The sequence below is a fragment of the Streptomyces sp. NPDC056486 genome, assembly GCF_042795295.1.
Classification (GTDB): domain Bacteria; phylum Actinomycetota; class Actinomycetes; order Streptomycetales; family Streptomycetaceae; genus Streptomyces.
Genome location: NZ_JBHTSF010000127.1, coordinates 1 through 26,252, shown reverse-complemented (window position 1 = coordinate 26,252; position 26,252 = coordinate 1). Strand labels below are relative to the sequence as shown.

Annotated in this window: 25 protein-coding genes; 13 read left to right on the top strand and 12 right to left on the bottom strand. The window is 69.5% G+C overall.

Annotated elements, in window-relative coordinates:
- Positions 1-361 precede the first annotated feature (361 nt).
- Positions 362-3,532, top strand: coding sequence for a sacsin N-terminal ATP-binding-like domain-containing protein (locus ACFQ7F_RS34635; protein WP_383279444.1), 3,171 nt, complete (start codon positions 362-364; stop codon positions 3,530-3,532).
- Positions 3,533-3,754: 222 nt separating this feature from the next.
- A complete protein-coding gene (locus ACFQ7F_RS34630) occupies positions 3,755-4,588 on the top strand; it encodes a calcium-binding protein (RefSeq protein WP_383279441.1) in 834 nt (277 codons plus the stop codon).
- Between the two features lie 27 nt (positions 4,589-4,615).
- On the opposite strand, the gene ACFQ7F_RS34625 is transcribed toward ACFQ7F_RS34630, so the two are convergent.
- Entirely contained in the window at positions 4,616-7,018 is a 2,403-nt protein-coding gene (locus ACFQ7F_RS34625) for an HAD-IC family P-type ATPase (RefSeq protein ID WP_383279438.1), read from the bottom strand.
- A gap of 122 nt (positions 7,019-7,140) precedes the next feature.
- Positions 7,141-7,410: a DUF2530 domain-containing protein gene (locus tag ACFQ7F_RS34620; protein WP_383279435.1), complete on the bottom strand. Its 270-nt coding sequence runs from the start codon at positions 7,408-7,410 to the stop codon at positions 7,141-7,143.
- Between the two features lie 299 nt (positions 7,411-7,709).
- Between ACFQ7F_RS34620 and ACFQ7F_RS34615 the strand changes: the two genes are divergently transcribed.
- Entirely contained in the window at positions 7,710-9,158 is a 1,449-nt protein-coding gene (locus ACFQ7F_RS34615; RefSeq protein WP_383279432.1) for an NCS2 family permease, read from the top strand.
- A 47-nt stretch (positions 9,159-9,205) separates the two neighbouring features.
- On the opposite strand, the gene ACFQ7F_RS34610 is transcribed toward ACFQ7F_RS34615, so the two are convergent.
- Positions 9,206-9,388 (bottom strand): ribbon-helix-helix protein, CopG family, encoded by a 183-nt coding sequence (locus ACFQ7F_RS34610; protein WP_367043109.1) that lies wholly within the window; start codon positions 9,386-9,388, stop codon positions 9,206-9,208.
- Between the two features lie 209 nt (positions 9,389-9,597).
- Between ACFQ7F_RS34610 and ACFQ7F_RS34605 the strand changes: the two genes are divergently transcribed.
- On the top strand, positions 9,598-10,035 hold the full coding sequence (locus ACFQ7F_RS34605) for a MarR family winged helix-turn-helix transcriptional regulator (RefSeq protein ID WP_383279428.1): 438 nt from the start codon (positions 9,598-9,600) through the stop codon (positions 10,033-10,035).
- 101 nt (positions 10,036-10,136) lie between these two features.
- Positions 10,137-11,477, top strand: coding sequence for an MFS transporter (locus ACFQ7F_RS34600; RefSeq protein ID WP_383279425.1), 1,341 nt, complete (start codon positions 10,137-10,139; stop codon positions 11,475-11,477).
- Between the two features lie 24 nt (positions 11,478-11,501).
- On the opposite strand, the gene ACFQ7F_RS34595 is transcribed toward ACFQ7F_RS34600, so the two are convergent.
- Positions 11,502-12,008, bottom strand: a complete 507-nt coding sequence (locus ACFQ7F_RS34595; protein ID WP_383279422.1) for a GNAT family N-acetyltransferase — start codon at positions 12,006-12,008, stop codon at positions 11,502-11,504.
- Positions 12,009-12,131: 123 nt separating this feature from the next.
- Between ACFQ7F_RS34595 and thpR the strand changes: the two genes are divergently transcribed.
- Complete coding sequence (thpR, locus tag ACFQ7F_RS34590) at positions 12,132-12,701, top strand: RNA 2',3'-cyclic phosphodiesterase (protein WP_383279419.1); 570 nt, start codon at positions 12,132-12,134, stop codon at positions 12,699-12,701.
- A gap of 161 nt (positions 12,702-12,862) precedes the next feature.
- Here the strand turns inward: thpR and ACFQ7F_RS34585 are convergent, their stop codons facing one another.
- Together ACFQ7F_RS34585 and ACFQ7F_RS34580 are read right to left on the bottom strand one after the other, a co-directional pair.
- Complete coding sequence (locus tag ACFQ7F_RS34585) at positions 12,863-13,855, bottom strand: aldo/keto reductase (protein WP_383279416.1); 993 nt, start codon at positions 13,853-13,855, stop codon at positions 12,863-12,865.
- A gap of 69 nt (positions 13,856-13,924) precedes the next feature.
- A complete protein-coding gene (locus ACFQ7F_RS34580; RefSeq protein ID WP_383279414.1) occupies positions 13,925-14,485 on the bottom strand; it encodes a MarR family winged helix-turn-helix transcriptional regulator in 561 nt (186 codons plus the stop codon).
- A 33-nt stretch (positions 14,486-14,518) separates the two neighbouring features.
- On the opposite strand from ACFQ7F_RS34580, the gene ACFQ7F_RS34575 reads away from it, so the two are divergent.
- A complete protein-coding gene (locus tag ACFQ7F_RS34575) occupies positions 14,519-15,043 on the top strand; it encodes a carboxymuconolactone decarboxylase family protein (RefSeq protein WP_383279412.1) in 525 nt (174 codons plus the stop codon).
- A gap of 163 nt (positions 15,044-15,206) precedes the next feature.
- On the opposite strand, the gene ACFQ7F_RS34570 is transcribed toward ACFQ7F_RS34575, so the two are convergent.
- Complete coding sequence (locus tag ACFQ7F_RS34570) at positions 15,207-15,632, bottom strand: DUF3592 domain-containing protein (protein ID WP_383279409.1); 426 nt, start codon at positions 15,630-15,632, stop codon at positions 15,207-15,209.
- Positions 15,633-16,091: 459 nt separating this feature from the next.
- A complete protein-coding gene (locus ACFQ7F_RS34565; RefSeq protein WP_383279406.1) occupies positions 16,092-16,574 on the bottom strand; it encodes a hypothetical protein in 483 nt (160 codons plus the stop codon).
- Positions 16,575-16,966: 392 nt separating this feature from the next.
- Between ACFQ7F_RS34565 and ACFQ7F_RS34560 the strand changes: the two genes are divergently transcribed.
- Positions 16,967-17,896, top strand: a complete 930-nt coding sequence (locus ACFQ7F_RS34560; RefSeq protein ID WP_383279403.1) for an intradiol ring-cleavage dioxygenase — start codon at positions 16,967-16,969, stop codon at positions 17,894-17,896.
- 13 nt (positions 17,897-17,909) lie between these two features.
- Positions 17,910-18,767, top strand: coding sequence for a triphosphoribosyl-dephospho-CoA synthase (locus ACFQ7F_RS34555; RefSeq protein WP_383279400.1), 858 nt, complete (start codon positions 17,910-17,912; stop codon positions 18,765-18,767).
- Here ACFQ7F_RS34555 and ACFQ7F_RS34550 read toward each other — a convergent pair.
- Entirely contained in the window at positions 18,745-20,043 is a 1,299-nt protein-coding gene (locus ACFQ7F_RS34550; RefSeq protein ID WP_383279397.1) for a DUF418 domain-containing protein, read from the bottom strand. The genes ACFQ7F_RS34555 and ACFQ7F_RS34550 overlap by 23 nt on opposite strands.
- Before the next feature lie 134 nt (positions 20,044-20,177).
- Between ACFQ7F_RS34550 and ACFQ7F_RS34545 the strand changes: the two genes are divergently transcribed.
- Positions 20,178-20,963, top strand: a complete 786-nt coding sequence (locus tag ACFQ7F_RS34545) for a hypothetical protein (RefSeq protein WP_383279394.1) — start codon at positions 20,178-20,180, stop codon at positions 20,961-20,963.
- Positions 20,964-20,981: 18 nt separating this feature from the next.
- On the opposite strand, the gene ACFQ7F_RS34540 is transcribed toward ACFQ7F_RS34545, so the two are convergent.
- Positions 20,982-21,710, bottom strand: a complete 729-nt coding sequence (locus tag ACFQ7F_RS34540) for a GDSL-type esterase/lipase family protein (protein WP_383279391.1) — start codon at positions 21,708-21,710, stop codon at positions 20,982-20,984.
- Between the two features lie 116 nt (positions 21,711-21,826).
- Here ACFQ7F_RS34540 and ACFQ7F_RS34535 point away from each other — a divergent pair, with 116 nt between their 5' ends.
- Positions 21,827-22,846, top strand: a complete 1,020-nt coding sequence (locus ACFQ7F_RS34535) for a WD40 repeat domain-containing protein (protein WP_383279447.1) — start codon at positions 21,827-21,829, stop codon at positions 22,844-22,846.
- A gap of 68 nt (positions 22,847-22,914) precedes the next feature.
- Here ACFQ7F_RS34535 and ACFQ7F_RS34530 read toward each other — a convergent pair whose 3' ends face one another.
- Both ACFQ7F_RS34530 and ACFQ7F_RS34525 read right to left on the bottom strand, forming a co-directional pair.
- Positions 22,915-23,340 (bottom strand): PPOX class F420-dependent oxidoreductase, encoded by a 426-nt coding sequence (locus tag ACFQ7F_RS34530; protein ID WP_383279388.1) that lies wholly within the window; start codon positions 23,338-23,340, stop codon positions 22,915-22,917.
- A gap of 31 nt (positions 23,341-23,371) precedes the next feature.
- Positions 23,372-24,211: a TetR/AcrR family transcriptional regulator gene (locus ACFQ7F_RS34525; protein ID WP_383279385.1), complete on the bottom strand. Its 840-nt coding sequence runs from the start codon at positions 24,209-24,211 to the stop codon at positions 23,372-23,374.
- 127 nt (positions 24,212-24,338) lie between these two features.
- Here ACFQ7F_RS34525 and ACFQ7F_RS34520 point away from each other — a divergent pair, with 127 nt between their 5' ends.
- Positions 24,339-25,385 carry an ATP-binding cassette domain-containing protein gene (locus ACFQ7F_RS34520; RefSeq protein WP_383279382.1) on the top strand — a complete coding sequence of 349 codons (1,047 nt, stop codon included), beginning with the start codon at positions 24,339-24,341 and terminating at the stop codon, positions 25,383-25,385.
- Positions 25,382-26,227 carry an ABC transporter permease gene (locus ACFQ7F_RS34515; RefSeq protein ID WP_383279380.1) on the top strand — a complete coding sequence of 282 codons (846 nt, stop codon included), beginning with the start codon at positions 25,382-25,384 and terminating at the stop codon, positions 26,225-26,227. Before ACFQ7F_RS34520 ends, ACFQ7F_RS34515 begins: the two co-directional genes overlap by 4 nt.
- The last annotated feature ends 25 nt before the right edge of the window (positions 26,228-26,252 follow it).

Sequence of the window (26,252 nt, the reverse complement as noted above, 5' to 3'; positions counted from 1 at the left end):
CGCCCGCCCACCCGTTTGCCCGGGGTAATCGGGCGGGTGGGCGGGAGACACCCCGCGCGAAGCGCGGGAAAGGTACCCACCGCCCCGCAGATGACACTCCGCCCCCACGCCACACCACGCGGATCCACCGCCCCTACGCGCACCGCACGATGCGGGGTAATCGGGCGGGTGGGCGGGGGAGTTCCGCGCGGAGCGCGGGAAGGGGCGACCACCGCCTCGCAGGTGACGTACGCCCGCCCCGCGAAGCCCAGCGCAGGCGCCCCGAGCGTCACACCCGGCCACCGGAGAACGGACCGCCCATCAGGGAAACCCCAGGACGCGGTACCGTTCGGCCCGCGAACCAAGCGAGGGAGACGACACCGTGAGCAAGACCGTGCGGCCGGCGGCCGAGGGTACTGACCCGTTCGGCACGGCACGGCTCCGACGGGGAGTCCTCGACGCCTGGGCGGCAAGCCCGGCCCGGTTCCGGGAGGACGCCAACGCCGAGGAAGACCTCGCCCTCGGCGGCTACCGCGACCGGCTGATCGTCGAGCTCGCGCAGAACGCCGCCGACGCGGCGGCCCGCGCAGGCGCCCCGGGCCGCCTCTCCCTCACCCTCCGGGACGGAGTGCTCGCCGCCGCCAACAACGGCAGCCCCCTCGACGCCACCGGCGTCGAATCCCTCTCCACCCTCCGCGCATCCGCCAAGCGGGAGGAGCAGAACCAGGAGCAGAACAACGGCGCCGTAGGCCGGTTCGGCGTCGGCTTCGCCGCCGTGCTCGCCGTCTCGGACGAGCCCGCCGTCGTCGGACGGACGGGCGGAGTCCGGTGGTCGCTCGGCGAAGCCCGTGAGCTCGCCGCCGACACCGCCCGGTTCAGCCCGGGCCTCGGGGACGAGGTCCGCAGGCGCGACGGGCACGTACCGCTGCTGCGGCTGCCCTTCGCCGCCGAGGGAACCGCCCCGGACGGGTACGACACCGTCGTCATCCTGCCCCTGCGCGACGCCGCCGCCGAAGACCTCGTCGTACGTCTCCTGGACGGCATCGATGACGCCCTTCTCCTCGCCCTTCCCGGGCTCGAAGAAGTCGTCGTCGAAGTCGGCGACCACACCACCCGCACCCTCCGCCGCACCGCCGCACCCGGATCCACGACCGAACCCGGCCACGTCGACATCTCCGACACCCGTGACGGCGACACCCGCTGGCGCACCGTCAGCAGGCAAGGGCCCCTGGAGCAGGAGCTCCTCGCCGACCGGCCCGTCGAAGAGCGGCTGCGGCCCCACTGGTCCGTCACCTGGGCCGTCCCCACCGACAGCGAAGGCGCCCCGCAGCCGCCCCGCAGCGCCCCCGTCCTGCACGCGCCGACCCCGAGTGACGAGCCCCTCGGCGTGCCCGCCCTGCTCATCGCCTCGTTCCCGCTGGACACCTCCCGGCGGCACGCGGCGCCCGGGCCCCTCACCGACTTCCTCGTGCAGCGCGCGGCCGACGCGTACGCCGAACTGCTCGCCGACTGGCGGCCCGTCGGGGAAGGCATCATCAGCCTCGTCCCCGGTCCGCTCGGCAAGAGCGAGCTCGACGGCGCGCTGCGCCAGGCCATCCTCGACCGGCTGCCCCGCACCGCCTTCCTGCCGCCCGCCGTCGAGCCCGTACCGCAGGACGACGACCCGGACGTACCCGAGTGGCAGGTCCCCGTCGCGCTGCGGCCGCGTGACGCCGAGGTCGTGGAGGGCGCGGGCGCCGATACCGTACGCGTGCTCGCCGATGTTCTGCCCAGCCTGCTGCCCGCCGGGCTCGAGCGGCGCGCCGAGCTGCGCACCCTCGGTGTCGCCCGCGTACCGCTGACCGAGGCGATCGACCGCCTCGCCGGTCTCGAGCGGGATCCGGACTGGTGGCGGCGGCTGTACGACACCCTCGCCGGTGTCGACCCGGACCGCCTCACCGGCCTTCCCGTCCCCCTCGCCGACGGGCGTACCACCATCGGGCCACGCCAGATCCTCCTGCCCGTCATCGGCGACGACAGCGACCCGGCAGCGCTCGTCCGCCTCGGCCTGAAGGTCGCGCACCCCGACGCCGTGCATCCCCTCCTGGAGAAGCTCGGCGCCCTGCCCGCCACGCCCCGCGCCGTCCTGACGACCCCGCAGGTCCGTGCCGCCGTGGCCGCGTCCCTCGACGACGACACGTGGGACGAGGACGCGCTCGACGCCGAGGAACTCGCGGACATCGTGCTCTCGCTCGTCCGCGACGCGAACCTCGCGCCCGGCGACGAGCCCTGGCTCGGTGCGCTCGCCCTCCCCGACGACGAGGACGGCGATCTCGCCCCCGCCGGTGAACTCGTCCTGCCCGGCAGCCCGTTCGCCCAGGTCATGCGCGAGGACGAACTCGCCACGGTGGACGCCGAGCTCGCCGAGCGCTGGGGCGAGCAGCCCCTCGCCGCGTGTGGCGTGCTCGCCACGTTCGCCCTCGTCCGCGCCACGGACGTCGTACTCGACCCTGACGAACTGGAGCCCCGCGAGGGCGACTTCGCCGAGCCCGATGACGCCGGTCTGCTCGACGCGGTCGATGTGTGGGCCGAGGACGTGCTCGACCGGCTGCCGGAGACGCCAGTGCCGCCGGTCGCCACCGAGATCATCGCCGTACGGGATCTGGATCTGGTCGACGACGACTGCTGGCCGCAGGCCCTTGCGATGCTCTCGCGCCCGCCGCTGCGGGACGCCCTCACGCAGCCGCTGCGGATCCTGCTCCCGGACGGCACGACGGAGACCGTCCGCTCGTACACCGCGTGGTGGCTGCGCGGGAATCCCGTCCTTGGCGGCCGCCGTCCCGCCGGTCTTCGGGCATCGGGCGGCGACCCGCTGCTCGAAGGGCTCTACGACGCCGCCGACGCCTCCGGTTTCGACGACGAGCAGGTGCTTCGCGCACTCGGTGTCCGTACGTCGGTCGCCGCGCTCCTGGAGGAGCCCGGCGGCGCGGCCGAGCTGCTCGACCGGCTCGCGGACCCGGAGAGGACCGTTTCGGCGGCCCAACTGCACGCGCTGTACGGCGCCCTGGCCGACCTGGACCCGGAGCAGGTGACGCTGCCGGACGAGGTGCGGGCCGTCGTGGACGGTGAGGTCGTGGTGGTCGACGTGGCGGACGCGGTCGTCGCCGACGCCCCGGACCTGCTGCCGCTCGCCGGGGGCGTGGCGCTGCTGCCCGTGCAGCCCCGCAAGGCGGGGGACCTCGCCGAGCTGTTCCAGGTGCGCAGGCTGAGCGAGACGGCGGCGGAGGAGCCATCGGGCGATGGCGCCGAGCATCCGGTGCCGGATTCGGTGCGGATCCTGCTCGGTCCCGCGACCCCGGAGACGTACATCGAGTACGAGGAACTGTTCGCGGGGGACGTCGAGCTCGACTGGCGGCGGACGCCGGACGGCGTCATCCACGCCGCCACGCTGGAGGGCGTTGCCGCGGGGCTCGCCTGGGCGGCGGGTCAGTGGCCGCGGCGCTTCGAGGTCGCGGCGCTGCTCGAAGATCCCTCCCGGACGGATGAGCTTGAGCGGGATCGCTGGTTCGACTGACTTGACTGCGGGTGCGTGGGGGCTGGTCGCGCAGTTCCCCGCGCCCCTTTCGGGGCTCGTTGAATGCCGCGCTCCAAAACCCGGTCACAAAATCTTCACTTCCCGTACAACCAGAGGGGCAGGTCGCGGGTCTGATCTTCCGAGTCAACAGACTCCTAGATCATTGGGCCCCGCGTGACAGCCCCCACGCACCGCGGAGCCCCTTCCCACCTGGGGAAACACATGCGCATCCGTGCCACCGTGGCCGCACTGACCGGCACCCTGGCCCTTTCCGCACTCGTCGTTCCGGCCGCCCAGGCCGACGACGGTCCGAACACCCGGCAACTCTCCGCCTCCGTCGCCAAGGTCGCGAACGGCGCCGCCGCCGGAGACACCAAGATCACCAAGGTCACCGTCAACGGTGGCAAGGACGTCGTGATCGGCACCTCCGCGAAGAAGAAGTTCACCGTCGCCATCACCGCGACCGACCCGGAGGGCATCGCGGGCGCCAGCGGCTTCATGTGGCACGGCCCCAGTCGGCAGACCGCCGACGGCGCCTTCGCCCCGGACGACTTCGACTCCAAGTGCAAGGTCGTGAACGACACCACCTCGACCTGCACCCTCGCCTTCACGGTCGACCCGAAGGCGGACATCTACACGAACGACGTGGCCGGCAGCGGCTGGAAGGTCTACGCCGTCGCGACCGGGGGCAGTGGCTCCACCACCATCGACGGGGCCAAGTCGGACGCCCGCGTCCAGCGCGCCGCCCGCCTCACCACCAACGCCTCCCCCGAGCCCATCAAGAAGGGCAAGACCCTCACGGTCACCGGCGCCCTCACCCGCGCCAACTGGGAGACCTCGAAGTACGCGGGCTACACCAAGCAGTCGGTGAAGCTCCAGTACAAGAAGAAGGGTGCGGCCTCCTACACCACCCTGAAGACCATCACGTCGGACACCAAGGGCAACCTGAAGACGACCGTGAAGGCCTCCGCGGACGGCTACTACCGCTATGTCTTCGCCGGTACGTCCACGACCCCGGCCGTCACGTCGACGAGCGACTTCGTGGACGTCAACTAGTAAGCACGCCTACTAAGCACGCCGGAACTACGCCGGAAAGCGGCGGTCCACCCAGCGGTAGATGACCTCGATGACCAGTGAGGCCACCGCCGCGATCGCGACCGCCGCCCACGGCATCGTCGTGCCCACCAGCTTCAGCTGGAAGAAGTCCTGGAGCCACGGCACGGTGAGCACCAGCAGGAAGCCGAGACCCATCGCGCCGATCAGGCCGAGCCGCCACCACGTGTAGGGGCGGGCGATGATCGCGAGCACCCACATGGCGATCAGGAACAGCGCAAGGGTGGCCGCGCTGGTCTCGGCTTCCCGCGCGCCCACGCCCGTGTAGTGGTGGCGCGCCAGGAGGTACGTACAGAAGGTGGCGACGCCCGCGACGACCCCGCCGGGGATCGCGTACCGCATGACCCTTCGTACGAAGTGGGGCTTGGCCCGCTCCTTGTTGGGGGCGAGGGCGAGGAAGAAGGCCGGGACGCCGATCGTCAGGGTCGAGAGCAGCGTCAGGTGGCGTGGCAGGAACAGGTACTCCACCTGCGAGCAGACCACGAGCAGCGCGATGATGACCGAGTAGACGGTCTTCACCAGGAACAGCGTCGCGACCCGCGTGATGTTGCCGATGACCCGGCGGCCCTCCGCGACCACCGAGGGCAGCGTCGCGAAGCTGTTGTTCAGGAGCACGATCTGGGCCACCGCCCGCGTCGCCTCCGAGCCCGAGCCCATCGAGACGCCGATGTCGGCGTCCTTCAGGGCCAGTACGTCGTTCACGCCGTCGCCGGTCATCGCGACCGTGTGGCCGTGTGACTGGAGGGCGCCCACCATGTCGCGCTTCTGCTGCGGGGTGACACGGCCGAAGACGGAGTTGGCGTCAAGGGCCTCGGCCATCTCGTCCTGCTCCGTGGGCAGCCGGCGGGCGTCCACGGTGTTCTCCGCGCCCGGCAGGCCCAGCTTTCCGGCGACCGCGCCCACCGAGACCGCGTTGTCGCCGGAGATGACCTTGGCGCTTACGTCCTGCTCCTCGAAGTAGCGCAGGGTGTCGGCTGCGTCCGGGCGAAGGCGCTGTTCCAGGACGACCAGGGCGGTGGCCTCGGCTCCTGAGGCCACATCGGCGTCGTCGAGTTCACCGGCCGCGCGGGCGAGGAGCAGCACCCGCAGGCCCTGCTGGTTGAGGTCCTCGATCTCGGCGAGGGAGGGGTCGCCGTCGGGCAGCAGGACGTCGGGGGCGCCGAGCAGCCACGCCGAGTTGTCGCCGTCGCCCTCGCTGAAGGCGGCGCCGCTGTACTTGCGGGCCGATGAGAAGGGCAGCGACTGCGTGCAGCGCCACTCCTCGCTGTCGGGGTAGGAGTCGATGATCGCCTGGAGCGACGCGTTCGGCCGCGGGTCGGACTCGCCGAGGGCGCCGAGGACCTTGCGTACGTACGCCTCGTCCGTGCCGCCGAGGGGGCGCAGCTCGGTGACGTCCATGCCGCCCTCGGTGAGGGTGCCGGTCTTGTCCAGGCAGACCGTGTCGACGCGGGCCAGGCCCTCGATCGCGGGGAGCTCCTGCACCAGGCACTGCTGGCGGCCTAGCCGGATGACTCCTATGGCGAAGGCGACCGAGGTGAGGAGCACGAGCCCCTCCGGGATCATGGGCACGATCCCGCCCACGGTGTAGGCGATGGACTCCTTGAAGTTGTCGTCCTTGACGACGAGCTGGCTGATGATGAGGCCGATCGATGTCGGGATCATCAGCCACGTCACGTACTTGAGGATCGTGGAGATGCCGTTGCGCAGCTCTGAGTTGACGAGAGTGAAGCGGCTCGCCTCCTCGGCGAGCTGCGCCGCGTACGCCTCGCGGCCCACCTTCGTCGCGGTGAACGCGCCGCCGCCCGCGACCACGAACGAGCCCGACATCATCCTGTCGCCGGGCTTCTTGACGACCGGGTCCGCCTCACCGGTCAGGAGCGACTCGTCGATCTCCAGGCTGTCGGTCTCGACGGCCTCGCCGTCCACGGCGATCTTGTCGCCGGGGCCGAGCTCCACCAGGTCGCCGAGGACGATCTCGGAGGTGGAGATCTCGGTCCCTCTGCCGTCGCGCCGCACGGTCGGTTTGGACTCGCCGATGACCGCGAGTCCGTCCAGGGTCTTCTTGGCGCGCAGCTCCTGGATGATGCCGATGCCCGTATTGGCGATGATCACGAAGCCGAAGAGGCTGTCCTGGATCGGCGCGACGGCGAGCATGATCACCCAGAGCACGCCGATGATCGCGTTGAAACGGGTGAAGACGTTCGCCCGGACGATCTCGGTGGTGGACCGGGAACTGCGGACGGGTACGTCGTTGACCTCGCCGCGTGCGACTCGCTCGGCGACCTCGGCGGCGCTCAGACCCGTCGCGCGTCCGGTGGGCAGCTCCACCGGGTGGACCGGGTCGAGCTCGGCGCCCGCGTCGATATGCGTCATGCAGACGACGGTACGGGCGAGATGGGGGGTTCACCCCTTGAGTGCCCCAAAGATCCGACCACGGTAGGACACGGACACTCCCGTGGTTGTACGGGCTCTCGTCCGGCCATCGGCGGAACGGGCTACTCCGCCTCTGTCACCGTCTGGCGCTCCGCGTCCCGCTTGATCGCCGCGTCGCGGCCCCGGACGTACCAGATGCCGATCAGGCCGAGGCCCGCGCCGGCCAGGCAGGTCCATACCCACCAGGTGGCGTCGCGGTCGTCGAACCAGCCGTAGAACGGGAGCTGCACGAGGAAGAGGACGAACCAGAGGATCGTGCCGCCTGTGATGGTGGCGACGACGGGGCCCTCCAGGGGCTCCGGCGCGTCGTGCTTGGGTGTCCACTTCTCCATGCGCCTAGCTTATGCCTGGCCCTGGGGCCTTGAACGGGAGCCCTCGCGCGGGCCCGCACCCGCCCGGCTTTCGCCCTGCTCTCGCCTCGCTCTCGCCTCGCTCTCGCCTCGCATTCGTCCCGCTTCCCGTGCGCCGCAACGGTCTACGCGCGGAGATAGCGAATTTAGCCTCATGTATTCATACTGAAACAGCTCGTTAATGGCCGATTGCTTTCGTACGAAGATACAAGTTCGTCCGAGTTCGGTACATCTCCCTCGGGTTCGGTACATCTCCCTAATCACAGGTCATGAGGTCCCCCATGTCCCCCTCGGCCACTGCTCCGGTCGACGCGAAACCGCCGCACCCGAATTCCCCGCAGGGGGGCCTCGACCGGTACTTCAAGATCACGGAGCGGGGATCGACCCTGGTCAGGGAGGTACGCGGCGGTTTCGCCACGTTCTTCGCGATGGCCTACATCATCGTGCTCAACCCGATCATCCTGGGCAGCGCGAAGGACATGTACGGGCATCAGCTAGACAACGGCCAGCTGGTGACCGCGACCGCCCTTGTCGCCGCCTTCACCACGCTGCTCATGGGCGTCATCGGCAACGTCCCGATCGCGCTCGCCGCGGGCCTCGGCGTGAACACCGTGGTCGCCCTCCAGCTCGCGCCGCGCATGTCGTGGCCCGACGCGATGGGCATGGTCGTCCTCGCGGGCTTCGTCGTGATGCTGCTCGTGGCGACCGGCCTGCGGGAACGTGTGATGAGCGCCGTGCCGCTGGGCCTGCGCAAGGGCATCGCCATCGGTATCGGCCTCTTCATCATGCTGATCGGCCTCGTCGACTCCGGCTTCGTCTCGCGCATCCCGGACGCCGCGCACACCACGGTGCCGCTGCAGCTGGGCGGCGACGGACACCTCAACGGCTGGCCCGTCCTCGTCTTCGTGCTCGGCGCGCTGCTCACGCTCGCGCTCCTCGTACGTAAGGTGCCCGGCGCGATCCTCATCAGCATCGTCGTCATGACGATCGCCGCGATGATCATCAATGCGGTCGCGACGGTGCCCTCATGGGGCCTGACGACGCCCGAGTGGCCCGGCAACCCCGTCGCGACGCCGGACTTCGGCCTCGTCGGTCAGGTCAGTCTGTTCGGGGGCTTCGACAAGGTCGGCCTTCTCACCGGCATCCTGTTCGTCTTCACCGTGCTGCTGTCCTGCTTCTTCGACGCCATGGGCACGATCATGGGCATCGGCGACGAGGCCAAGCTGACCGACGCCCGCGGCAACATGCCCGGCATGAACAAGGTCCTGTTCGTCGACGGCATCGCCGTCGCCGCCGGTGGCGCCTCGTCCTCGTCGGCGACCACCTGCTTCGTGGAGTCGACGGCGGGCGTCGGCGAAGGCGCTCGTACGGGCTTCGCCAACATCGTCACCGGCGCTCTCTTCGCGGTGGCGCTGTTCCTCACGCCCATCGCGACGATGGTGCCGTCCCAGGCGGCCACGCCCGCGCTGCTCGCGGTCGGCTTCCTGATCCTGTCCGGGTCGATCGGCCAGATCGACTGGGCCGACTTCACCATCGCGATCCCGGCGTTCCTGACGATGCTGATGATGCCGTTCACGTACTCGATCACGAACGGCATCGGTATCGGCTTCATCAGCTTCACCGTGCTGCGCCTCGCATCGGGCCGCGGCCGGGAGGTGCCGGTCGCGATGTACATCGTGGCGGCCGTCTTCGGCTTCTACTACCTGATGCCGGCGCTGGGCCTCACGTAAGCGGCCAAGCGGCGGCCGGTCTTGTGTCAGTGCCTACGGGGCGGCCTTCAGGCCGCCCCGTAGAACTTTTCCGTCTCCTCGACGGCGCTCCGGAAGCGCTCGTCGAAGTCACCACGGATGAGCGTCCCGACCACGTAGTCCTGGACGCTCATTCCCCTCTTTGCGGCGTGCTGCTTGAGCCGGTCGAGCAGCTCACCGTCTATTCGCAGGCTGAGCACTGTCGATCCCATGCCTGACAGGGTCGCTGCCGCCGCGCGGACCGTGTCTCACTTTCCGAAGCCGCCTCACTCATATGGGTGACGAAAGGGTTCCGTGGCCTCCGGTGCGGGCAGCCAGTGGGGCCGTACGAGTGCCCCGTGGGACCGCTAAGCGGAACCAATCGGATCCGTCGTGTTAACCGAGTGGTCTTTAGCTAGAGTAATGAGTTACTCTAACGAACATGCCGGACCTCTCCCATGGTGACGACGCCGCCGCCGTGAACTCTCTGCGCTCCGCCGTGATGCGCCTGTCCCGACGACTCAAGCACCAGCGGGTCGACGAGTCGCTGAGCCCCACCGAAATGTCGGTGCTCGGCACCCTCGCCCGCTGCGGCCACGCCACCCCCGGTGAGCTGGCCCGCAAGGAACATGTGCAGCCGCCGTCGATGACCCGCATCGTCGCGCTGCTCGAAGCCAAGGGTCTCGTCCGGCTGGAGCCGCACCCCGAGGATCGCCGCCAGAAGGTGGTGACCCAGACGGAGACGGCCGAGGCCATGCTCGAGGAGAGCCGCCGCAAGCGGAATGCCTGGCTGGCCGACCTGACCGAGCAGCTCGACGACGACGAGTGGGCGCGTTTGCGCGCCGCGGCTCCCGTCCTGGAGAAGCTCGCGCACCTCTGATAACTCGCGCACCTCTAAATCGCGCATCTGCAAGCAGCGCACGCGGCGGGACACCTGCCGTGTGCCGTACGACCGCACCACGCCAAGGAGGCGAACCGCCTTTGAGTACGGGATCCGGAGCAGACTCCGCCCCCGCACCAACCGCCCTCGACAAGACCCCTGCCGCGAAGTCGTCGATGTTCAGCTCGCTGAAGATCCGCAACTACCGGCTCTTCGCCTCCGGCGCCGTTGTCTCCAACACCGGCACATGGATGGCACGCATCACCCAGGACTGGCTGGTCCTGAGCCTCACGGGGTCCTCGGCCGCGGTCGGCATCACCACCGCGATGCAGTTCCTGCCGATGCTCCTGTTCGGCCTGTACGGCGGTGTCATCGCCGACCGTTTCGCCAAGCGCAAGCTGCTCTTCTGTACGCAGGGTGCGATGAGCATCAGCGGCCTGTTCCTCGCCACGCTCACCCTGAGCGGCAACGTCCAGGTCTGGCACGTCTACCTCGCGGCCTTCTTCACGGGCCTCGTCACGGTCGTCGACAACCCGACCCGGCAGTCCTTCGTGTCCGAGATGGTGGGACCCGACCAGGTCCGCAACGCCGTCTCGCTGAACTCGGCGAACTTCCAGTCCGCGCGCCTCATCGGCCCCGCCGTGGCGAGTGGTCTCACCGCCGCCGTCGGCCCCGGCTGGGCGTTCCTCGCCAACGGCCTGTCCTTCCTCGCACCGCTCACCGGCCTGATGCTGATGCGCACCCGCGAGCTGCACCCCACCCCGCGCAAGCCGCGCGGCAAGGGACAGTTGAAGGAAGGCCTGAACTACGTCTCCAAGCACCCCGAGCTGATCTGGCCGATCGTCCTCGTCGGCTTCATCGGCACCTTCGGGTTCAACTTCCCGATCTGGCTGAGCGCCTTCGCGGACGACATCTTCCACGGTGGCGTGGGGATGTACGGCCTGTTCAACACCCTGATGGCGATCGGCTCGCTGGCAGGCGCACTGCTCGCGGCCCGCCGGGGCACCTCACGCCTCCGGCTGCTAGCCGGGGCCGCGATCGCCTTCGGCGTACTGCAGATCGTGGCCGCGTTCGCGCCCGAGCTGTGGATGTTCGTCGCGCTGATCGTCCCGATCGGCATCCTCGGCCTGACGGTGAACGTCACCGCCAACTCCTCGGTCCAGATGGCCACGGACCCCGAGATGCGGGGCCGTGTCATGTCGCTGTTCATGATGGTCTTCACCGGCGGCACACCGCTGGGCGGCCCGCTCTTCGGCTGGCTCGCCGACGCGTACGGAGTGCGCGTCAGCATGGCCGCGGGTGGCCTCATATGCGCCGTCGCGGCGGTCGGCGTCGGCCTGATGCTGGCCCGCGCCGCGAACCTGCGGCTGAAGCTGGATCTGCGGCGAGGGCAGCAGCACGTGCAGTTCGTGCCGCGGGAGCAGCTGGCGACGGCGGCGTGAGCCCTTCCCTTCGCCGGTTGCCGGTTACACCCGCCGGGCCAGGACCTGGCCCGGCCAGGTGCCGTCCTTCTCGACGAAGGCCTCGGTCCGCGTGAAGCCGTTGCGCTCGTAGAACGCGACGAGCTTGCCGTCACCGCCCGCGTAGCAGTCGACCCGGAGCAGGGAGATCCCCTGGCTCCGGGTTTCTTCTGCCGCGTGCGCGAGGAGGGCGGCGCCCGCGCCTGTGCCGTTCCGGGCGGTCAGCAGATGGATGTACTGCTCCGGTTCGTCCACCGGAGCGATGTACGCCCCCGGTGCGTCCGTCAGCGTGAGCGTGCCCGCCGCCTCCCCGTCGATCTCCGCGATCCAGGCGGAGCCGGTGGTCAGATACTTCTCGACCAGAGCGACGGTCTTCGGTCTGGTCGACCAGGGCTGGTCGCCCCACTGCCCGGTGCGTCCCTGCGAGACGAGCCAGGCGACGGCTTCGTCGAAGAGGGCGAGGACGGTGGGGATGTCGGCGGGTCCTGCGGGGCGGATGGTTATGTGGTCCATGGGATCTTCCTATCCCACGCCCGGCTCCGCGGGCTGGGAATTTCAGCCTGTCCGGCGCTTGAGGACGAACTCGGCGGAGCCGGTGATTTGACGGTACGCAAAGCCGCGTCGGAGCCTCACCCCATGAGACTCTTCGCGGCGGTCCTTCCGCCCCCCACGGCGGCGGACGAACTGACCCGGGCGGCAGACACGTTGCAGACCCTGCCGGGCGCCGAAGCCCTCCGCTGGACGCGCCGCGAGAGCTGGCACTTCACGCTGGCGTTCATGTCGGAGGTACCGGACGAGACGGTCCCGGAGCTCTCCGCCCGCCTGGAGCGGGCCGCACACCGCACCGCTCCCTTCCCCCTCTCCCTCCGAGGCGGAGGAAGCTTCGGCGACCGCGCGCTCTGGGCCGGCGCCAAGGGTGACGTGGACGCCCTGCGCCTCCTCGCCGCGCGGGCGGACGCCGCGGCCCGCAAGTCCGGCATCACCATGGAGGAGCACCGCCACTACCGCCCGCACCTGACGCTTGCCCGCGGCGGCGGGGAACCGTCTTTGCGGGCATACGTCGACGGCCTCGCGGACTTCGAGGGCACGGAGTGGACCGTGGCCGAGCTGACCCTCGTACGGAGCAATCTGCCCAGGAGCGGGGTGCCGGGGGAACGGCCCCGCTATGAGGTGGTCGGTCGCTGGGCACTGGGCGGAGCCGGTTAACCTCGACTACGTGGACCCGAAAACCAGGAACCGGATCATGGCCGGTGTGCTCGTGCTGATGTTCGTCGTCGTGGCGGTGGCGGCCGCGGTCGGCCAGTGAGGCGATGACCGCGGCCACGTAAAGCTGCTGCTACCTGCTACCTGCTGAATTGCTGCCCCTACTACCAGGCGAAGGACTCCGGCGAGGGCCCAGGCCCCGGGAAGATCTCGTCCAGCGCGTCGAGCAGCTCGTCCGAGAGTTCGAGCTCGACCGCGCGCAGAGCGCTGGTGAGCTGCTCCGAGGTGCGCGGCCCGACGATCGGCCCGGTCACGCCGGGCCGGGTGAGCAGCCAGGCGAGCGCCACTTCGCCCGGTGCGAGGCCGTGCTTGTCGAGCAGATCCTCGTACGCCTGGACCTGCGCACGCACCTCGGGCTTCGCGAGCTCCTCGGCGGCACGTCCGCCGGTGCGCCGCTTGCCCTCGCCCTCCTTCTTCAGGACGCCGCCGAGCAGTCCGCTGTGCAGCGGCGACCACGGGATGACGCCGAGGCCGTAGTCCTGGGCGGCCGGGATCACCTCCATCTCGGCGCTGCGCTCGGCGAGGTTGTAGAGGCACTGCTCGCTGACGAGGCCGTAGCTGCCGCGCCGCTTGGCGATCTCGTTGGCCTGGGCGATCTTGTATCCGGGGAAGTTGGATGACCCGGCGTACAGGATCTTGCCCTGCGTCACGAGGGTGTCGATCGCCTGCCAGATCTCCTCGAAGGGGGTGCTGCGGTCGATGTGGTGGAACTGGTAGATGTCGATGTAGTCGGTCTGCAGCCGCTTGAGCGAGGCTTCCACGGACCGGCGGATGTTGACCGCCGAGAGCAGATCGTGGTTGGGCCAGGCGGGCTTCCCGTCGGTGGCCATGTTCGCGTACATCTTGGTGGCGAGCACGACCTTGTCGCGCCGCTCGCCGCCCTGCGTGAACCAGGTGCCGAGTATCTCCTCGGTGCGGCCCTTGTTCGCGTCCCACCCGTAGACATTGGCTGTGTCGAAGTAGTTGATGCCCGCGTCGAGCGCGGCGTCCATGATCGTGTGGCTGTCGGGCTCGTTGGTCAGAGGCCCGAAATTCATGGTCCCGAGCGCGAGTCGGCTGACCTTGAGTCCTGTGCGTCCCAGCTGCGTGTACTTCATGGTTACTCAGCCAACGACTTGAAGTGCGCTCTATGCAAGGGTGCGGTCACGAGCTGCGCAAGGGCGCCGTCACGAGCCGCCGAGCAAGGCCGCCGCGTCCAGGCGGAACACATCCGGCGGTACGACGGTGCGCAGGTCGTCCTCCATCGCGCGCAGGCGCCCCGCGCCGAGCTGTTTCGCCCACTGGGCGTGCAGCTCATCGAAGATCGCCGCCGAGCGGGTCAGTGCGTCGATGCCGTGCGGGGTGAGGCGGACCAGTTTGCGGCGGGCGTCGGCCGGGTCGTCGGTGCGTTCCGCGTAGCCGAGGGTGATGAGGCGGTCGACGGTCTTGCCCGCGGCCTGCTTGGAGACGCCGAGGCGGCGGCCCACGTCGCTCGCGCTCGTGCCCCGCACGCCGATCGCCTGCATCGCGAAGCCGTGGGCCGGGCGGGCGTCGGGGTGACCCTGGCGGGCCAGTTCGGCGTGGAGCCGGTCGATCAGGGTGCGGAACCCGGCGAAGAGGAGCAGGGGCAGCTCGAAGCCGTGGCCGTCGTCGCTCTCCGGCGGCTCGTCCGCCGTGTGGGCACCCTTGCCGGGCTTGCCGGTATCGACAACCTGGTTTACTTTATTTCCGTCAACCATGTTGTCCATCGTAAGGGGTGCACCTTGTCTGCCTTATCTGCCATGTCTGCCGGGTCTGCCATGTTCGCTGAACACACCGTGGAGAGCGCACCCGCGGAGTCCCGCGCGGCGATGGAGCGTACGGCCGCGGCCTTCGGGAAGACGCCGAGTGCGGTGGCCCGCCTGGCCGAGTCGCCCGAACTTCTCAACGGCTTCCTGGAGTTGAGCGCGTCCTTCGAGCGGACGACGCTGGAGCCGGTGGCCCGGGAAGTCGTCATCATGACCGTCGCCGTGCGCAACGACTGCCACATCTGCGTGGCCATGCACACCGGCAAACTGCGGAAGCTGGGCGCGGACGCCGGGCTGATCGCCGCGTTGCGCGAGGGGCGGGCGCTGGACGATGAACGGCTGGAGGCGGTAAGGCAGTTCACGCTGGAGGTGCTCGCGACAGCGGGCGGCGTCGGGGATGCGGAGCTGAAGAGGTTCCTGGCGGCGGGCCACACGGAACGGAACGCCCTCGAGGTCGTAATGGGCATCGGCACGTACACGATGTCGACGCTGGCGAACCGACTGACCCGGGCCACGTGAGATTCCGCCCCCATTACCGTTTTTGTAGCCCCGCAACGGGGCTACCGGCCTTCGGAGTTGGCATGACTACCTCCCCGTGTCGAGTGCATGGCCCGGGGGGTGGTGTCACCAGCTGCGCGGGCGCCGCCCGCCCCGGGCCCTCTGCCGGTGGGTGGGGGCGCCGTCACCAGTACTGGATCATCACCTTGGTGAGGATGACGACCCCCACTCCGAGGATGCCGAGACCGAGGACCGTCCTGAACATGTCCTTGGCCGGCTGGGGCTCGGAGGCGGTGGCCTTGTCCGGCTCGTCGCCTGCGTAGTACACGAGCGTGGCGTCGCCTGGTTCCCGGCTTGCCGGGCCGCCTGATTCGTTGAACCGGACGGCCTGGCCGTGCGCCGTTGTGAAGTCGTACTCGTGCCACTGGATGCGCCGCGCTACGTTGTTGACCATCTGGACGGTGGCCCAGGCGCGCACCACCCGTGCCTGCGCGGTGAGTCCGCTTTCCCACGCCGTGCGCCGTTGCCGTGTTCGGCGCACGATCGCGTGGGCGGCCCAGAACATCAGCACGATGAACAGTGGGAAGAGTATGTGGAAGACGAAATCCATGCCGTAAGTACCCCGTATGTGAGGAAAGGGAGCGGTGCGCGCCGCGTGGCGGTCGGTCACGGTGCACGCGGACCCTATCCGGGTGCATCAGGGGCATGGCGCCTGGGTGTGGATCAGAAGGTGACGTCCGGGCAGAGGCAGGACTCGCTCATCGTGTTGCGCGAGCGGCAGCCGCAGTGTCACGGGCAGGGCGGCAGGGGCCGATGGGGGCGCACCCCTGTCACTCGCATGCTGTGGTGAGCATGCAGGGGCGGCTTCGGTCCGGTGGGGGCGGGCGGTGCCGGACGCCAACCGGGTGGCCTGTTGCCGTCGCCTCACCGGCGAGAACACTGTCACCTGGTGCGACCCTCGGACGGAGCTGAAACACCTGGTCAAGCTCGGCATTCTCGCTGAGGTCGACACCAGCAGCCCTGCCTCATCGTGGCTCCGGAGACGGACACCAACTCGCGAACCGCCCTCTCAGAGGCGCTTTTTGAACATGGTCATCAGGACTGAACCCCGATTCCCCATTATTGATTCCAGCAGTAAAATTTCGCCACTCCGCAGAAGAATGCGAATATCGTCGTTCGTGAGACGGCTGCGGAAAATAGCCTGAAACAAATTGGCACTATCGCCACTGTTGTAGGACTGTACGCGCTTGATTTGGTCATATCGAATCTCGAAGACATCGCCCTTGCCTCGTAATGCACCCATAAATGCCTGAGTTGCTTTGACATATGGCTGCTCAGGAAGGAGTAAGATTCGCTTTTTCTGCATGACGATACCGCAACCGTAACGACTATTTTTGAACCGCGTCGCGTACGCTGCCACCTTGATTTTCTCTGGATCATCGAGGGTGCGGGCGAGCCTTCCGCCATGTTCATGGAGTTCGGTAAAACTTGAGTACTTACCGTCGCTCGCCTCATACAGACGTTCGGCAAACTTTCCTGCCCCTGCGACCATGAGGTCCCCACTCTCAGGAGGTCATGCGCAGACCGAGACGGGTGCACCGCTAGCAGCCGATATAGATCCAGTCCGACACATCTCCAGGATAAGTAGAGCAAGCCGGGACAAGTATCCCGAGTCGAAGTTGTTACTGAGCCTTTGCCAACCTGGCTGACTGTGGCGTGAGTTGGTGTAGTGGTCGGTAATCCGCGCACCGGTCCTGCACCCGGCACGGGAGAACTCCTCGGAAACGCACCGAAGGCAAACGACACAACGCCGCCCTCATCTGCCTCATCAAGAACCCAGACCTTGACCGAACAGATAGGAGCCCCCCCCGGGCGGGGTGACGCACAGGCGGTTCACAGCGAGTCCTGAGGGAACGCACCGGAACCCGGCCTACCGTCGCGGACATGGCAGACAGTGATCTCAAACGGCGCAAGGTCCTGGTGCTCGGCGGTGCTGCCGCCGGGACGGCCGGGCTCGCTCTGGCGGGGTGCGGCAGCTCATCGGACACGGACTCCGGGTCCGCGTCGGACTCCGCCTCCTCGTCCTCCACCGGCTCCGCTTCCGGCGACGGCCAGTGCGTGCTCATGTCCAGCGTCACCGAAGGGCCGTACTACCTGGACGGTGCGCTCGTCCGGAAGGACATCACGGACGGCAAGGAGGGCGTACCCCTCACCCTGAAGCTGACCGTGCAGGACACCACCGACTCGTGCGACCCCGTCGCCGGGGCCGCTGTGGAGATCTGGCACTGCGACGCCTGGGGCTACTACTCCGGCTACACGGACGCGAACCCCGGCGGCAAGGCTCCCGCCGAGAGCGAGGACAAGAGCGGCGCCGACGACAAGACGTACCTGCGGGGCTATCAAGTCGCGGGCAAGGACGGCGTGGTGGAGTTCACCACCATCTTCCCAGGGTGGTACACGCCGCGCGTCACCCACATCCACGTCAAGGTGCACACGGGCGGGGAGAAGGAGGACGGGACGTACGAGGGCGGCAAGGTGAACTACACCGGGCAGCTCTTCTTCAAGGACTCGATCGGCGACGCCGTGTACAAGCTGGCGCCGTACTCCCGGCACACGGGCAGCCCCACCAAGCTGGACGACGACATGGTGTACGGCGGGGGCGGCGCCAAGGACGGGCTGATGACGGTGAGCGGGTCCGCGGGCAAGGGGTACACCGGGACCCTCACGCTCGGCATCGACCCCGACGCGTCCAACGACGGTGCGGGCGGCAGCGGGGGTGGAGACGGCGGCGAGCCGCCCACAGGGGCCCCGCCGAGCGGTGCGCCCAGCGGCGCTCCCAGCGGTGCGCCCGGCGGCGCTCCGTCGAAGTCGTAGGGGGCGCGAGGTCGTGGGTCTTGTCGGAGCGTACGACGATGAACGCCTCGCGAGAGCGGCCGTCCAGGCGCTCGTCGCCGAAGCGGAGTTGGCGCCGCGGGCCGGGGCGGTACGGGAGGACGTCACCGCGGCGCGATGGGCGGCGCAGGCGCTGAGGCCCGGCTTCGCCGCGATGGCCGCCGCCGCCCGCAGGAACGGGGAGCCGACGCAGGCGCTGCGCGAGGAACTCGGCTTCATCGGCCGTGCGACGGAGCGGTCGATGCTGCGGGCCACCGGAGGGGTGAACACGCACAAGGGATGTATCTGGTCTCTCGGCCTGCTGCTGGCCTCGGCGGCGCTCCAACCGGAGTCCCCCGTCGATGAGTTGACTGCCACCGCCAAACGCCTGGCCACTCTCCGGGACCGCTCTGCGCCGCGCCTGCCCTCGCCCGGATCGACGGTCTCCGCGCGCTATGGGGCGGCGGGCGCCAGGGGCGAGGCGCGGGCCGGATTTCCGCATGTGCGGCGGGCGTTGGTGGCCCTGCGTGCGGGGACGGGGCGGCCGGACGCCCTGCTCTCCATCATGAGCACGCTCCAGGACACCGGAGTGCTTTACGCGGCGGGGCCTCATGGCCTCCGTGCGGTCCAGGCGGGCGCGCGGGAGATCCTCGACGCGGGCGGCACCGCGACCCCCGAGGGCGCCGCCGCGCTCACTGCGCTCGACGCCGGGCTGCGCCGCGAGGACCTGCGTCCGCGAGGCAGCGCCGCGCTCCTGGCCTGCGGCATCTTCCTCGACGACGTGGCGTCGACGTGGCCCGCGAAGGTACGGGTCGCGGGCCCGCGCTCCGCCGGCGGCAGCCGCCCCGTCCTCACCCCTGCCTCCGATACATGACCCGCCGCAACGCCACCTCCACCGGCCCCCGCCGCCCCGCCCGCTCCATCGCGTACGCCCCCACGACCGTCACCAGCCACACCCCCACCGCGAACAGCGCCATGGTCGCGCTCGTCAGATGCTCGCCGAGGCCGAGCCCCCAGGCGGCGAGGACCGGGGCGAAGATCAGGGAGTGGGCGAGGTAGCAGGAGAGGGAGCGCTTGCCGACGGCGGAGACGGCCGTGATGGCCTTCGCTCCTCGGAGGGGTCGACGGGACCGTGACGCGCGCCCGGTCCACCAGTGGACGAACAGCGCCACGGCAGCCACGTACCCGAGACCGGCCGCGTTCCCCGTGGCGTCCCGCAGCAGGGTCAGTACGCCGCCCTCGCTCTGCGCGTCGTCCGGAACGGTGATCGCCCCAACGTGAGCAAGCGCCGCGGGCAGCGCGCCGAGCCACCCCACCGCGATGCCGACCACGGCGGTCCGGCGCAGCAAGGGCAAGTGGCGCCCCGGCTCTTCCAACACCCGCCTGCGCGCGGCCCAGAAGCCGAGCAGGAAGATGACGTACGCGCCGCCCACCAGCGACAGCGGAGCCGCCGCGAAGGTGACGAACAGGCCGCTCGTGAAGCGGGTCCCCGCCGCGGTCAGCCAGTTCCCCTCGCCCGCCGCGTACGCGTCCGCCCCCGGTTCCGCGCCCGAGTCGCCCAGCGTGCCCAAGTCGCCCGCCAGCGCGGCAGACACGACGGGCTGGGCGGCAAGCACCACGAACTGAGCGGCGGCGATCCAGATCCACCACTTCAGCGCGCGGTCACTGCGCCGCAGGAAGAACCAGCCCAGGGCGAGGCTGAGGACCCCGTAGAAGCCGACGATGTCCCCGGCCATCAGCAACGTGGCGTGCAGGAGACCGATGACGATCAGGCAGAGACTGCGTCGCCGCAGCAGCCGTGCGGCCTCGCGCTCCGAGGTACCGGCTGACGTCTGCCGCAGGAAGAGCTGCATCATCCCGTACCCGAAGAGGAACGCGAAGAGCGGATAGATGCGCAGGTCAAGGACGGTGATCATGGCGAACTGCACGGCATGATCGGCCCATCCGCCGTCCACCGGCTGCCACCCGGACGGCCCGTGCCCGGCCGCCGTCAGATGGAACGCGGTGTTGGACAGCCCGATGAACAGCAGCATGAGCCCCCGCGCGAGATCGGGCGCGAGGGCCCGCTCGCCGGGGAGTACGCCCCCACGCCGGGGCGCGGCTGTCCGTGCGGCCTGGGGTGTGGCCTCTTCAGTGCTCTCGACCGTCATGCCTGAACGCTAGGAAGACGACCAAGGCCCGGACATCCGTCTTCCGTCTAGCGGCACTGGCCGAAGGGATAAGGGATAAGGGATATGGGAGGGGCGTTGGGGAGTTGTTGGTGGGGTGGGTGAGGATGCGAGCCATGACCGCTAAGAAGAAGATCGTTCGCTCTGTGGGTGTGCTCGCCGCTGCCGTCGGGCTCGTCGCGCTCAGCAATCCGGCTTATGCCGCGGGGGATGTCTACAAGGGCACAGGGTGGCGGATTCTGTCCGGGCGGGGGATCGAGTCGCTCAGCCCCGACCCGTACGTCATTCACCTCGTCAAGCCCAGCGCGTCCGCCACCAAGCTGACCGCCGCGCAGACCAAGAAGGCGGAGGCGCAGCTGCGGGCGCAGTTGAAGAAGACCGCGGCCCAGCTGACCTCGGTCACGGGGACCAAGTTCACGCTGGCCGACGGCTATCACAAGGAGCAGAACGCCTGTAACACCGCCGAGCGCCACGTCATCACCGTGGGGATGAAGTACCGGCCCTTCACCCCCGGCAACAAGCCGGGCTACTCCCAGGCGCACCCGTGTTCCGCCAGCGCCAACCAGAGCGCGTGGGGCGGCTGGATATGGGTCGACAGCGAGTACTGGATACCGGGCGACTGGGCGGCCTCCCCGGCGCTCGTCTCGAACATGATGAGCCACGAGATCGGGCACTCGATAGGACTCGACCACGCCAACGTGGACGGTTCGGACGCCAACAAGACCGCGGACCCCTACGAGTGCGTCTCCAACAGCAGCAAGGACCGGCCGCTCATGTGCTCGCCCAACGGCGGCTACGGCAGGGCAGGCGGCAGCGACGCCCGCGTCAAGAAGTACGCCGGGCAGTACACGAAGTGGGACATCGCCGGGCTGAAGGCCCTCAAGGCCAACTTCAGCCGGTAGCCGGTAGCCGGTAGTGCTTCAGCCGGTGGGCGACAGAGCCGACACGGGCGTCGAAGGCCGGCGCGTCGGCTCGTACGGCGCGCCGAGCCCCCACGCCTGGTGCATCGCGTCCGCGAACGCCGCCGCCAGCTTGTGCTCGCCGCTCTCGTTGGGATGCGTCCCGTCGTACGTGTCGACGTCGATGTCGTACGACGGCGGCGTCGATGCGAGGAGCAGCGGGGACGCGCCCGTGTCCAGGTCGGCCACCGCCTTCGCGAGGAGCACGTTGAAGCGCGAGACCTCCGCCGCGAACGGGGCGTCCGTCCGGGCCCGGATGTTCGGGATCACCGGGAGCAGGACGAGCCGGATGCGCGGGTTCGCCGACCTCGCCTCCGCGACGAGGCGGCGTGCGTTCCGCGCCGTCTGCTCCGCGTCCGTGTAGAAGCCCAGGTCGATCAGGCCGAGCGAGATGAGAAGGACGTCGGGGCCTTCCTGCCGCACCGCCTCCGCCATCCGCGGCGCCATGTGCAGCCAGCCCTCGCCCCAGCCCGCGAAGTGATGGCGCGGGAAGTCCGGGTCCTCACATGCGTAGGCGTACGAGACCGGCTCACCGGAGACCTTGTCGTGCAGCGCCTGGCGCGGGCCCACCACGGCGAAGGCCGCGTCGCCGAGCGAGGCCCGCAAGTGCTGCCACATCCGGTGGCGCCAGGTGTGTTCCCCCGCGCTGCCGATCGTCATCGAGTCACCGACGAACATGAACCTGAGCATCCGCTCATCATCCCGGATCAAGGCCCCGGCCTGCGATGTGAGGCTGAACACCTGCCGGACGAAAGGCCCCTGCGCCGGGGTGGCAGTCTTGGCCCATGCGTTCACTGCGTTCTTCGATGGGTGCCACGGGTGCCACGGCTGTCAGGGCTGTCAGGGGTGCCACCGGTGCCGGGGCCCTGGCTCTGCTCTTTCTCGCCGCCGCCGTCGGCCCCGCCGCCGCCGACGACAGCCATGACGGGTTCACCATCAAGGACCCCCGCATCATCGAGTCGAGCGGCCTCGCCGCCTCCCGCGCCCACCCGGGCGTCTACTGGACGCACAACGACCAGGACAAGAACGGGGCGCTGCTCTACGCGGTGGACGGCAAGACCGGCAAGACCGTCGCCACCGTCACCATGACCGGCGTCGGCACGCCCCGTGACGTGGAGGCCATCTCCGTCGGCAGCGACGGCAACATCTACGTCGGCGACATCGGCGACAACCTCGGCGGCACCTGGCCCCACGTGTGGATCTACAAGCTGCCCGAGCCGAAGAAGCTGGGCGATCAGACCGTCCGCGCCACCCAGTACACGGTGAAGTACGAGGACGGGGCGCGCGACGCCGAGGCGCTGATGGTGCACCCCAAGACCGGGCGGATCTACATCGCCGACAAGAAGGAGGAGGGCGGCGGCCTGTACGAAGGGCCCGCGCAGATGTCCGCATCCGGGACCAACGTCTTCAAGCGCCTGGGCGACACGGGCCTCTGGACCACGGACGGCGCCTTCTCGCCCGACGGGAAGCAGCTCGCCCTGCGCGGTTACCTCGGCGGAGTCTCGTACACCTGGAAGGGCGAGGGGAAGAAGCCCGAGCGCCAGGGGCGGCTGAGTGTGCCGCTCCAGCGGCAGGGCGAATCCGTGACGTACACCCTGGACGGCACGACCCTCATGTACGGCAGCGAGGGCGAGCAGAGTGAGGTCGAGCCCGTCGAGGTCGAGGGGGCGGGAGGCGGCAACTCGGGTTCCAGCGGCGGGAGTTCCGGCGATGCCGGTGACGGCGGGGTCTCCGGGATCGACGGTGACCTCAAGGTGGGCGCGCTGACCCTCGCCGTCGTGCTCGTCGCCTTCTTCGGGCTGAAGCGGATGTTCCGCCGGAAGTAGTCGGTGGGGGCAGCGAGGGAGGGCAGCGGGGGAGGGCTGCGAGGGAGGGCAGGGGTTACCGGCCGGGGTTACTCGCCAAGCACCCGCACCTCGTAATGCAGCGTCTTGTCCCGTCGCACCTTGTGCGCGATCGGGACGAAGACCCCGTGCGACACCGGGTACTTGCGCCGCATCAGCCTCGACGCGTGCTTGTTCTCCTCGCCGCCCTGCTCGAGGAGCCGCACCCGCGCCTTGATTTCGGGCCCGGTCGGCGCGCCGCGCACCGTCGAGGGGGCGAGCTCGATCTCGGGGTTGCGGCGCATCCGCTTGGCCTTCCAGGCCCTGGCGTAGGTGCGGACGTACGCGTGGTCGCCCTCGACGACGATGCTGACGGGGGTGCCCACGCCCGTGCCGTCCTTCTTGTGACTCGTGAGCAGGACGGCGTACTGCTTCACGAACGGGGAGAGCGCCGGGCTCGCCCCGGAGTTCGCATGCCTCGCGGATTTCGGCGTCATGCCTCCATCTAGGCAGTGATCGCCCGGTTTGTCATGCCTTCCGGGCGCTGTTCTCCGTGGCCTCGCGCCGCGCCACCAGCACGTCCAGTCCGTCGAGCAGCCGCTGGAGGCCGAACTCGAAATGGTCGAACTGTGAGCCGAACGCGTCGTCGGAGAGCCCGGCGAGGTGGGGGTAGCGGCCGCTGCTCATGATCCGGCTGAGGGTGGGGGACTGCGCCTCCCAGAACGCCTGGTCCGTCAGGCCGCTCTTCTTCACCGCCTCCATCTCGTGCACCTGGGTGCGGGCGACCCCGGTGACGTACCCCTCGACCATGACGATCACGCCGATCCGCTCGGGGTCGGTCAGGCCCATCGACTCGATCCCGGAAAGGGCGTGCTCCAGGCTGCCGACCGAGCCGGGGCCGAGCACCGGGCGGGCCTGGTTCACCTGGAGCAGCCAGGGGTGCTCGCGGTAGAGGACGAGCGTCTCGTGGGCGTACGCCTCCACGGCCTCGCGCCAGCCACCGCTCGGCGGGTGCTCGGCCTCACCGGGCCGTGTGTCGCCGGCCCGCGTGTCGCCGGCCCGCGTGAAGACGCGGTCCAGCATCAGGTCGAGCAGTTCGCCCTTCCCGGGGACGTAGCGGTACAGGGACATCGTGCCGGTGCCGAGCTCCGTGGACAGGCGGCGCATCGAGAGGGCCGTGAGCCCCTCGGCGTCCGCGAGGCGCACCGCCTCGGTGACGATCCGGTCCAGGGTGAGCCCGGGTTTGGGTCCCCGCGTGGGGCGTTCGCCCTCGCCCCAGAGCAGTTCCAGGCTGCGGGTGATGTCGCTGCCGGTGCGCCGGGCGTCGTCGTTGCGCTGGGAGTCGTCGCCGCCGTTCGTGCTCGTCATGGGGCTCAGCCTAATCGCCGGATCGGTTATTGAGTACACCGTACCCACGGAATTGGGTACGGTGTACTCTCAAATGAGTACGGTGTACTCAGATGACTCGAGGAACTCGAAGGCTGGAGGGGCGGCAGTGAGCGAGAACGACGAATACGCGGTGCGGGCCGAGAGGTTGGACAAGCGCTACGGGGAGAAGAAGGCCCTGGACGCCTTCGATCTGCACGTGCGGCGCGGCACGGTGCACGGACTGCTCGGCCCGAACGGCGCGGGCAAGACCACCGCCGTACGCATCCTCTCGACACTGGTGCGCCTCGACGGCGGCCGCGCCGAGGTCGCGGGCGCCGATGTGGTGCGCAGCCCCGACGTCGTACGCGGCCGCATCGGTCTGACCGGCCAGTACGCGGCGGTCGACGAGGTCCTCACCGGTCGGCAGAACCTGGAGATGTTCGGCCGCCTCTTCCACCTGGGCGGCAAGCGGGCCGCGCTGCGCGCCCAGGAACTGCTCGAGCAGTTCGACCTGGTGGACGCGGCGGGCAAGGGCGCGGGCCAGTACAGCGGAGGCATGCGGCGCAGGCTCGACCTCGCCGCTTCGATGATCCTCGCGCCCGCCGTCCTCTTCCTGGACGAGCCGACCACCGGGCTCGACCCGCGCGGACGCCTCGAAGTATGGGACACCGTGCGGAAGTTGGTCGCGGACGGCACGACCGTCCTGCTCACCACCCAGTATCTGGACGAGGCCGACAAACTGGCGTCCCGGATCACCGTCATCGACCAGGGCCGCGCCATCGCCGACGACACCCCGGACGGCCTGAAGAACACGGTGGGCGGCAGCTACCTGGAGGTCGTGGTGCGCGAGGCCGCCGATCTCCCGGCGGCCATGAAGGCCGTCGCCCGTGTCGCGTCGGGCGTGCCCGAGGCCGTCGACCTGGAGCGGCGCGTCCAGGCGGCCGTGACCGACCGGGTCGGCGCGCTGACGGACGTGGCGCGGACGCTGCAGGACCAGGGGGTCGCGGTGGAGGACATCGGCCTTCGCAGGCCGAGCCTCGACGACGTGTTCCTGCGGCTCACGGGACACCGGACGGAGCCCACGGAACCCGACGCGGGCGCGGCGGGTGCGACCGCTTCCGCAAAAGCCGCCGCCGGAATCGACGAGAACGAGAAGACGGGAGTCTCGGCATGAGCGCCGTACTGACAGCGGATGCCACGGACGCGCAGGCCTCGCACGGGCGCCTCTACTGGGCGCTCGCCGACACCGGGAACGTCACCCGTCGCTATCTCACCCACTTCCAGCGCCAGCCCGTCACCATCGCCTGGCAGCTGGGCTTCCCGATCATCTCCGTGCTTCTGTACGGCTTTGTGTTCGGGGAGGCGATGAAGGTGCCCGGCGGGGGCGACGACGGCGACTACAAGCAGTTCCTGATGCCCGGCATGTTCGTGATGACCATGGCCTTCGGCTTCATGAACACCGCGGTGGCCGTGGTCACGGACTCCTCCAAGGGCGTCATCGACCGCTTCCGCTCGATGCCGATGGCGCCTTCGGCGGTGGCTGCGGGTCGCGGTCTCGCCGACCTGATCGTGGCCTGCGCCGAGCTGACGATCCTCGCGCTCACCGCGCTTGCGATCGGCTGGCGGGCGGACGCCGGACTGCCGCAGACCCTGGCGGCGTTCGGACTGCTCCTGTTCCTGCGGTTCAGTCTGATCTGGGTGGGCGTGTTCCTGGGCCTCGTGGTGCCGACCCCGGAAGCGGCGGGCGGGCTCTACGCGGTCGCCTTCCCGCTCACCATGATCTCCAGCGTCTTCGTCGCGCCGTCCCTGATGCCCGACTGGCTGGCGCCGATCGCCGCCTGGAACCCCGTGTCCTCCACGGGCACGGCGGCACGAGAACTCTTCGGCAACCCCGGGGCGGGCGGGGCGAGCTGGGTCGAGCAGAACGCGGTGCTCATGGCGGTGGTGTGGCCGGTGGCGATCTCGCTCTTGTTCCTGCCGCTTGCGGTACGGAAGTTCAAGCAGTTGAGCAGGTAAAAGCAGAGTTCCCCGCGCCCAAAGG

What these genes read in the sequence shown, in the direction of transcription:
- ACFQ7F_RS34610 (WP_367043109.1), bottom strand. Translation starts at nt 9,388, where the DNA reads ATGGGATCGACAGTGCTCAGCCTGCGAATAGACGGTGAGCTGCTCGAC.
- ACFQ7F_RS34560 (WP_383279403.1), top strand. Translation starts at nt 16,967, where the DNA reads ATGGCAGACAGTGATCTCAAACGGCGCAAGGTCCTGGTGCTCGGCGGT.
- ACFQ7F_RS34550 (WP_383279397.1), bottom strand. Translation starts at nt 20,043, where the DNA reads ATGACGGTCGAGAGCACTGAAGAGGCCACACCCCAGGCCGCACGGACA.
- ACFQ7F_RS34615 (WP_383279432.1), top strand. Translation starts at nt 7,710, where the DNA reads ATGTCCCCCTCGGCCACTGCTCCGGTCGACGCGAAACCGCCGCACCCG.
- ACFQ7F_RS34620 (WP_383279435.1), bottom strand. Translation starts at nt 7,410, where the DNA reads ATGGAGAAGTGGACACCCAAGCACGACGCGCCGGAGCCCCTGGAGGGC.
- ACFQ7F_RS34535 (WP_383279447.1), top strand. Translation starts at nt 21,827, where the DNA reads ATGGGTGCCACGGGTGCCACGGCTGTCAGGGCTGTCAGGGGTGCCACC.
- ACFQ7F_RS34630 (WP_383279441.1), top strand. Translation starts at nt 3,755, where the DNA reads ATGCGCATCCGTGCCACCGTGGCCGCACTGACCGGCACCCTGGCCCTT.
- ACFQ7F_RS34575 (WP_383279412.1), top strand. Translation starts at nt 14,519, where the DNA reads ATGTCTGCCGGGTCTGCCATGTTCGCTGAACACACCGTGGAGAGCGCA.
- ACFQ7F_RS34605 (WP_383279428.1), top strand. Translation starts at nt 9,598, where the DNA reads ATGCCGGACCTCTCCCATGGTGACGACGCCGCCGCCGTGAACTCTCTG.
- ACFQ7F_RS34585 (WP_383279416.1), bottom strand. Translation starts at nt 13,855, where the DNA reads ATGAAGTACACGCAGCTGGGACGCACAGGACTCAAGGTCAGCCGACTC.
- ACFQ7F_RS34530 (WP_383279388.1), bottom strand. Translation starts at nt 23,340, where the DNA reads ATGACGCCGAAATCCGCGAGGCATGCGAACTCCGGGGCGAGCCCGGCG.
- ACFQ7F_RS34540 (WP_383279391.1), bottom strand. Translation starts at nt 21,710, where the DNA reads ATGCTCAGGTTCATGTTCGTCGGTGACTCGATGACGATCGGCAGCGCG.
- ACFQ7F_RS34625 (WP_383279438.1), bottom strand. Translation starts at nt 7,018, where the DNA reads ATGACGCATATCGACGCGGGCGCCGAGCTCGACCCGGTCCACCCGGTG.
- ACFQ7F_RS34570 (WP_383279409.1), bottom strand. Translation starts at nt 15,632, where the DNA reads ATGGATTTCGTCTTCCACATACTCTTCCCACTGTTCATCGTGCTGATG.
- ACFQ7F_RS34565 (WP_383279406.1), bottom strand. Translation starts at nt 16,574, where the DNA reads ATGGTCGCAGGGGCAGGAAAGTTTGCCGAACGTCTGTATGAGGCGAGC.
- ACFQ7F_RS34545 (WP_383279394.1), top strand. Translation starts at nt 20,178, where the DNA reads ATGACCGCTAAGAAGAAGATCGTTCGCTCTGTGGGTGTGCTCGCCGCT.
- ACFQ7F_RS34515 (WP_383279380.1), top strand. Translation starts at nt 25,382, where the DNA reads ATGAGCGCCGTACTGACAGCGGATGCCACGGACGCGCAGGCCTCGCAC.
- ACFQ7F_RS34595 (WP_383279422.1), bottom strand. Translation starts at nt 12,008, where the DNA reads ATGGACCACATAACCATCCGCCCCGCAGGACCCGCCGACATCCCCACC.
- ACFQ7F_RS34525 (WP_383279385.1), bottom strand. Translation starts at nt 24,211, where the DNA reads ATGACGAGCACGAACGGCGGCGACGACTCCCAGCGCAACGACGACGCC.
- thpR (WP_383279419.1), top strand. Translation starts at nt 12,132, where the DNA reads ATGAGACTCTTCGCGGCGGTCCTTCCGCCCCCCACGGCGGCGGACGAA.
- ACFQ7F_RS34580 (WP_383279414.1), bottom strand. Translation starts at nt 14,485, where the DNA reads ATGGACAACATGGTTGACGGAAATAAAGTAAACCAGGTTGTCGATACC.